We start from the raw sequence: 6,452 nt of genomic DNA, 5'->3' as shown, positions 1-6,452 counted from the left end.
GCCCCACATCGTTCAGAGTCTAACAGCCGCTGATACTCCAACTAGCTTGACAGTGGGGGGATCCCTCTCCCTCCCAATCCTCTACTATCCCGCCCCAGCCGTAGGAACATCGATCTCCCGGTCGGTCCTGCGATAGGGGTAAGCTTGCCGGTTGAAGAGCTCGCAGTAGACCCCCTTCCTTGCAATCAACTCGTCATGAGTCCCCGCCTCGCGAATTTCTCCCTTGTCTAATACATAGATGCAGTCGGCCAGGCGCACCGTCGAAAGGCGGTGGCTGATGATCAGAGCGCCGCGGTGGTCGATGCGCTCGCGGAAGTTCTCGAACAGTTCGAATTCGGCGCCCGGATCCAGGGCGCTGGTCGGTTCATCGAGGATGATGAACTGCGATCGATGGAGGAAGGCCCGCGCCAGGGCCACCTTTTGCCACTGGCCGATGCTCAGCTCCTGGCCGTCGTCGAACATGCGCGTGAGGGGCGTCTGATAACGCCAGGGCAGCGCCTCGATGAAGGGCGCGGCTCCGGCGTTCTCGGCCGCCGTTTCGATACGCGCCTCGGCGTCGGGGCCCTGGATATCGCCAAAGCGGATATTGTCGCCTGCCGTGGCAGCATAGTGGGCGTAGTCCTGGAAGATCACGCTGAACAGGCGTCGATAGGCTTCGAGGCCGTATCGGCGAATATCCACGCCATCCAGGGTGATGCGGCCCTGGGTAGGATCGTAGAGGCGGCACAGCAGCTTGATCAGCGAGGTCTTGCCGGAGCCGTTGGCGCCCACCAGGGCGACGATCTGTCCGGGGGCGATGCGCAGGTCGATGTCGTTGAGCGCCGGAGTGTCGCTGCCCGGGTAGTGAAAGCCGACCTTCTCGAAGCGGATCCCCTCGCTGAGTGGCTCCGGGATGGGCTCCGGCGCCTCGGGGTCGGTGAGGTTCGGGCGGATCTCCAGGAAGGCCAGCAGCAGGCCGATATAGAGGTGGTCCTCGTAGAGCTTGCCGAGCTGCTGGACCAATTCCTGGCCCATCGACTGGGCGCGCTGGAAGATCAGCAGGAAGAGCACCAGATCCCCCATACTGTTGCGCCCCTCGCGGGTCTGCCAGACGAGCAGGCCCAGGGCGCCGAAGAAGGCCAGGGTCGCCAGGCCCGCCACCAGGAGCTCGAGGCGGGTGCGCCGCCAGGTGATTTGCAGCCGCTCGCGGCGGATGCTGCCACGCAGGTTGGCATACTGGTCGCGCAGGTAGTCGCCCAGGCGGTGGAGACGCAGCTCCTTGGCGTGCAGGTCGGAGGTGATCAGCCAGTCAAGGTAGCTGGCCCGGCGCTCCATCTGAATACGCCGGCGCTGCCAGTCATGAAAGTGGCGCGTGAAGTGCAGGCGCACCAGCAACGCCGGAACGATGGCCAGCACCAGGACCGGCAGCAGCCGCCAGTCGATGGCGCCGATCAGCATGACCACCGCGCCCAGCATCAGGGCGTTCTTGAACAGCATCAACAGGTTGCCGACGACCTGGGCAGGGCGCTGACTGCCCGCCTCCCTGGCTCGTTGCAGTGTGTCGAAGTAGCGAGGACTCTCGTAGAAGGCAAGGTCGGCATCGATGGCGGTGGCATGGATCCGGGTGTCGATATGCTCGGCTACCAGCAGTCCCTGGGTTTCCCGGGCTAGGCCGGCGAAGGCACGAACCGCCAGGTAGGCCAGCGAGCAGGCGGCGGTCAGGGCGACCTGGCCCAGCAGCGGCGTCAGGCTTGCTTCGCTGGCTCCGCCGGCGAGACCGGCGGTGATGATGTCCACCAGTCGCTTGAGTAGATAGAGCACGCCCAGGGCGAAGGCCACCTCGAGCAGCATCAGCAGGCTGCTCGCCAGGGTCCAGCCGGGGCTACTGTGCCACAGCAGTGGCAGCATGCGCCGGAAGGTGTCCAGCGGGGCGAGTAGTCTGGCGAGCCAATTCATGAGCGGGGAGAGCGTGGCAGGTGTTTCACCAAACCGCGCACCGGTCGGGTGAACCAGTAGAGCCACTGCCAGTCGCGGGGCAGCGGACGCTGGCGGTAATCGCTGTAGCTCGGCCGCCAGGGGCGCACCAGGCGACCTAGCCGCCATGCCAGTCGCCGTGAACGCTGGGTTTGCCAGGGGTAGGCGAAGTCACTGGTGGTGTTGCGCTGGCGCAGGGCCAGCTCGGTAGCATAGTCGCCCTGCAGGGTGGTCAGGCAGTCGCGAAGCAACGCATGCCCATGCGCCCCGAGGGTCTCGTCATGCCATGGCTCGGGGCCGGCACAGGCATGCTGGAAGGCAAGGGCGGCCTCCAGGGTGGCACTCAGCCCCCGACGTCGGGCACACGCTCGCGTCGTATCCAGGTCGAAGTCCGGATGGCGCCGGATGGCATCCAGGTCCACCAGCCAGTGCAGGCGGGACCAGTGATGCCGGGTATGGTGCAGGCAGAGATAGACAAACAGCTCGCTGGTCGGCATCACCCGAATGACGTCGTCGCCCAGCGATAGCGGTTCGGCGTCGGCCAGGATCTCGCGGGTGACATAGAGGCCGGGTTCCTGATCGAGCCGTTGGTGGATCTCGAGGGGAATGCCCTCCGGCGAGCACAGGGTGATGACTCCCTGGGCATGTACGGCGAAGGCCAGGCTCTCGCGATCCGCTTCCAGCGCCGCCGGCTGGCAGGGCGTGCAGCCCTGTTCCAGGGCGGCCGCGAGCAAGTCGACCATCCGCTCACCGGGTACCAGCAGGTCGATATCGCGGCTGTAGCGCAGGCCCGGGTCGGCGTAGTAGCGGGCTGCGAGCGCCGGCCCCTTGAAGAAGAGGTAGGGCACGCCCAGCGGTTCGAGCAGTTGGCTGGCCAGGCGTTGTGGGATGGCGGCCAGCCGCAGGTTATGCCGGACCACGGCCAGGCTGGCGTCACGCATCCGGGTCAATTCCTCGGCCGGCAGACATGCAGGTGCCAGGCGGCGAAGGTGGCGATAGACCAGCGGCAGGATGAAGGCGCGACTTGCTTGCTCGGTCAGCGCGCTCCAGTCGTCGATGCGCTGGCACAGCGCCAGGGCGGCGTCGTGCTGCGGCGGGGTGAGCTCCAAGCGTGCCAGCAACAGCAGCAGGCGCAGGGGGACGGGTGGGGCAGCGTTCGACGATTCACGCATCCGGCTCGTCTCCCGCCTTGATCGCCGCGATCAGCGGGCGCCAATGAGTGGTCATCGCGGCCAACGAGCGGGGACGCCGGAAGCGGTAGACGCGGATGCGGTTGGCCAACTCGCTCGCCTGCTGCATCAGCCGGCCCGGGGCGCGCTCCAGCGCCCCCAGTTCGGGGCGGTAGATGGTTGCCATCACGGCCTGGAAGGCCGCCACGCCTCGCAGCCGTTCCAGGCTGGCGGCCTCGCCGGATGCAGCCGACTCCAGCACCACCAGAGCCTTCAGCGGCCGGGCAGCGGGCTGGAACCCCTGGTGACGGAGCAGGTGGTACTTGTCGGTGCGTGATAGATCCTGCACCAGGCCGTGGGACGCGATACCCAGGCTAGCCAGGGTGTCCTTCCACAGCTTGAGGCGAGGTGGGCCGGGGTAGAGAAGGGGCGTTGTCTCCTCGGGCCGGATCACCGCCACATCGTCGCTCACCAGTGGCCAGCCCTGGCGATGGTGCAGCCAGGCCGCCAGGGTCGACTTGCCTGCCCCCGAGGGGCCGGTGAAGCCCCAGACGCCGCTCGGCGTCTCCAGGGCGCTGAGGTGTAGTGGTAGCCAGTGGCGCTGATGCAGCAAGGCGCCCAGGGCGCCGCCGAGCAGGTAGAGCCGGATATCGGCGGCACTCGCTCCCGGGGGGGCACCGCGCCCTACCCGACGCTCGACCAGGATTTGCCGGCCCTGCTCGATGCGCAGGCGCATCACGTCCGGGAACTGCAGCTGGCAGTGCGTTTCATCGGCCTGTATCCAGGGTGTGTCCGTATGCTCGCCGTCGCGGGCGGGGGGCAGTTCGGCGAGGAGGATCCGGGCGTCCGGCGAGGGGGCCGGGCGGGTGGTGACTAGTTCCGGCAGCTCGAGCTGCGAGGCCAGCTGCAGGCCGTAGCAGCGGTAGTGATAGAGGAGGGCGGAGCGCACGGCGTCTTGACCCCGACGCTCGAGCGGTTCGATGCGAGTGACACCGGAAGGCAAGCCTGTTGCGTGGTATATTGGCAAGGAGCCGCTCCCGTGCTCATCGGCCGGCCGTGACCTGATTTCAGCAGCAGTTCAGCAGCCGGGTGACGGTAACAACATCTCGAAACAATGGGATAATAAAAACTACATTGCTGAGAGTATAGCACGTGTCGTCACGTTCAAGGCATTGATGGCAGGTGGGGCCCCAAACGCCACATCTGATCGTGGCGCTCCCACTACCTTCCCAGGCGGCGTTCCCTGGTGAGGTCGAACAGGCGATGCGACGACTTCCAGTGAGGGCAGAGGAAGGCCATGTTCGACACGATCTTGGTGGTCTGTGCCGGCAACATCTGCCGTAGCCCGGTGGGCGCGGCACTGCTCCGGCAGCGCCTGCCCGGCAAACGCATCTATTCCGCCGGTCTCGGCGCTCTGGTTGGCGATGGCGTGGAACCCACCGCCCGCGAACTCGCTGAAGCCGACGGCCTCGATGTTAGTGATCATCAAGCCCGACAGCTGACCGTCGACATGTTGCAACACGCCGACCTCATTCTGGTCATGAGCGAAGGCCAGCGTCGCGCCGTGGGCGAGCTTTCTCCCACTGCCATGGGCAAGACCATGTGCTTTGGCTGCTGGCTCGGCGCACCTGATCAACAAGGGGAATTCATTCCCGATCCCTACCGCAAGAGTCGGGAAGCCTTCGAACACGTGCACCATCTCCTCAAGAGCGCCGCCGAGTCCTGGGCAAGCCGCTTGGGGTAGCTAACCCGTTGTTTACGTTCACAACCAGAAATCCCCATCCCCGGATAGGGATTTTGACCATAACTCGCGGATGGCCTACTGCTACCGCGACACTGCGTACTTCTTCCTGAAGACCCACGCCGAGTTTCCCGACAAAGTGCGATGACCCTTATTGATTCGGGAACTGATGCCCATAGCACGGCGCCGAGGCCGGTTCGCTGTCCTCGGCGTCCTCTTCGCGTAGCGCCTGCAGGAGGGCATCTCTCAGGATGGGCAGGTGCGAGTCGTCGAGGTTGCGAGTGGCGGAGAGCAGCGTCAGCCGCCCTTGGCGGGCATGGCGCATGAGAGGGATCAGGCTCTCCGGATCGTCACGCAGTTCGCCGCGATAGCGCGCGGCGAAGACCGCCGGGCTGATTTCGCCGCGATGGTGCTGACGCCGTAGCCCTGGGGAGGGGGAGGCGTCGCGGTACCAGTCGGTGAGCTCGAGGCTCTCGCGACGCTTGCCGCGTGGCCAGAGGCGGTCGACCAGCACACGGGCACCGTCGTCCGGTTCGGCCGGGCTGTAGACGCGCTTGAGAACGATCTCGTAGCTCATGGAAACCTCCTCGTGCGTGGCGGCCGTTCCATGCCGTCTTTAGGGCCCGTGTCTGGGCCGGTTGTCCAGCGATGCCAGGGCCCGGCGGGCGCGTTCCTGCCAGGGTCCGGTTTGGTCGGCTGCCTTCTGAAGGGCTTCACGAGCCGCTTCGGTGTTGCCGCGTTCGTCCAGCGCTAGTCCGAGATTGAGCCATGCCACGGCGAGATCTTCCTGCCTGCTCACGGCACGTCGAAAGGCGGCGATGGCACCGCCACGATCGCCCGTGGCATGACGTGCGTTGCCCACGGCGAAGTGCGCCATGGCCGCCTGGGGAAAGCGCGTGGCGATGGCCTCCCAAGCGGGCAGGGCCGCTTGGGCACCCTGGACGCGTTCGAAGGCGGCGGTGGCGTCGATGGCCCCACCGGCGTCGATGGCGGTGGGCAGCTCCCCCGGGGTGAGCACCACAAAGGCCCAGCGGTCGCTACGTGCCCAGGTGGCGTCGAAGCGGCGGAAGGACTCGATGCGCTCGGGCGTCTCGCCACTGTGCAGCGTCAATTCGTTGGTGTCTCGATCGTAGCCGATGGCGACGGCGTAGTGCCACAGCGGCCAGGCGGGCAGGGCGAGGTTCTGCAGCACCACCACCGGCCGACCCGCGTCGAGCTCGGTGAGCAGCGCCTCGAAGCGGTTGTCGATCACGAAGGGAATACGCCCCTGGCGGCGCACGGCAGCCAGCATCTCCGGCTGCACGCTGCCTTCGCGCCCCGGCAGGAAAACCTGGGGAATCAGCGCCTCGACGCTGGTGTCGACCCCTTGGTGCTCGAGCGCCATGGCCAGGGAGGCCGGGCCGCATTGGTAGTCGCGCTGGCCGTGGAAGGGCACGTCCTGGATGAATACCTGGGCCGGCAGCGTCTGTGCGGCGTTCTCGCTCAGACGCGGCGTGGCGGCGCAGCCGCCTAGCAGCAGCACGAGACCCAACAGCAGAACGCCCGCCAAGCGGGCGTTCTGCAAGCGCTGTGATGCCAGGTAGAACATC

The 6,452-nt window shown here is 66.5% G+C and carries 6 protein-coding genes; 1 reads left to right on the top strand and 5 read right to left on the bottom strand.

Annotated elements, in window-relative coordinates; all coding sequences use genetic code 11:
* Positions 1 to 84: 84 nt before the first annotated feature.
* The 3 genes from FEF15_RS10860 to FEF15_RS10850 are packed head-to-tail and all read right to left on the bottom strand — an operon-like array spanning position 85 to position 4,071.
* A complete protein-coding gene (locus FEF15_RS10860) occupies positions 85 to 1,935 on the bottom strand; it encodes an ABC transporter ATP-binding protein (RefSeq protein ID WP_163559180.1) in 1,851 nt (616 codons plus the stop codon).
* Entirely contained in the window at positions 1,932 to 3,125 is a 1,194-nt protein-coding gene (locus FEF15_RS10855; protein WP_163559179.1) for a nucleotidyltransferase family protein, read from the bottom strand. Before FEF15_RS10855 ends, FEF15_RS10860 begins: the two co-directional genes overlap by 4 nt.
* Positions 3,118 to 4,071, bottom strand: coding sequence for a hypothetical protein (locus tag FEF15_RS10850; protein ID WP_163559178.1), 954 nt, complete (start codon positions 4,069 to 4,071; stop codon positions 3,118 to 3,120). The genes FEF15_RS10855 and FEF15_RS10850 overlap by 8 nt, the downstream gene beginning before the upstream one ends.
* A 348-nt stretch (positions 4,072 to 4,419) precedes the next feature.
* On the opposite strand from FEF15_RS10850, the gene FEF15_RS10845 reads away from it, so the two are divergent.
* Positions 4,420 to 4,866, top strand: a complete 447-nt coding sequence (locus FEF15_RS10845; RefSeq protein ID WP_163559177.1) for a low molecular weight phosphotyrosine protein phosphatase — start codon at positions 4,420 to 4,422, stop codon at positions 4,864 to 4,866.
* A gap of 148 nt (positions 4,867 to 5,014) precedes the next feature.
* Here the strand turns inward: FEF15_RS10845 and FEF15_RS10840 are convergent, their stop codons facing one another.
* Both FEF15_RS10840 and FEF15_RS10835 read right to left on the bottom strand, forming a co-directional pair.
* On the bottom strand, positions 5,015 to 5,440 hold the full coding sequence (locus FEF15_RS10840) for a DUF488 family protein (protein WP_163559176.1): 426 nt from the start codon (positions 5,438 to 5,440) through the stop codon (positions 5,015 to 5,017).
* Between the two features lie 39 nt (positions 5,441 to 5,479).
* Positions 5,480 to 6,451, bottom strand: a complete 972-nt coding sequence (locus tag FEF15_RS10835; RefSeq protein WP_163559175.1) for a PA2778 family cysteine peptidase — start codon at positions 6,449 to 6,451, stop codon at positions 5,480 to 5,482.
* Position 6,452 lies beyond the last annotated feature (1 nt).

Origin of the sequence: Halomonas sp. NO4, from assembly GCF_010994375.1 — a bacterium.
Taxonomy (GTDB): Bacteria; Pseudomonadota; Gammaproteobacteria; order Pseudomonadales; family Halomonadaceae; genus Halomonas.
The sequence above is the reverse complement of the archived record's forward strand: the minus strand, read 5'-3'. Positions and strand labels throughout refer to the sequence as shown.

Bases quoted from the DNA above. Each gene is read 5' to 3' on its own strand.
- FEF15_RS10840 (WP_163559176.1), bottom strand. From the start codon at position 5,440: ATGAGCTACGAGATCGTTCTCAAGCGCGTCTACAGCCCGGCCGAACCG.
- FEF15_RS10860 (WP_163559180.1), bottom strand. From the start codon at position 1,935: ATGAATTGGCTCGCCAGACTACTCGCCCCGCTGGACACCTTCCGGCGC.
- FEF15_RS10835 (WP_163559175.1), bottom strand. From the start codon at position 6,451: ATGTTCTACCTGGCATCACAGCGCTTGCAGAACGCCCGCTTGGCGGGC.
- FEF15_RS10845 (WP_163559177.1), top strand. From the start codon at position 4,420: ATGTTCGACACGATCTTGGTGGTCTGTGCCGGCAACATCTGCCGTAGC.
- FEF15_RS10855 (WP_163559179.1), bottom strand. From the start codon at position 3,125: ATGCGTGAATCGTCGAACGCTGCCCCACCCGTCCCCCTGCGCCTGCTG.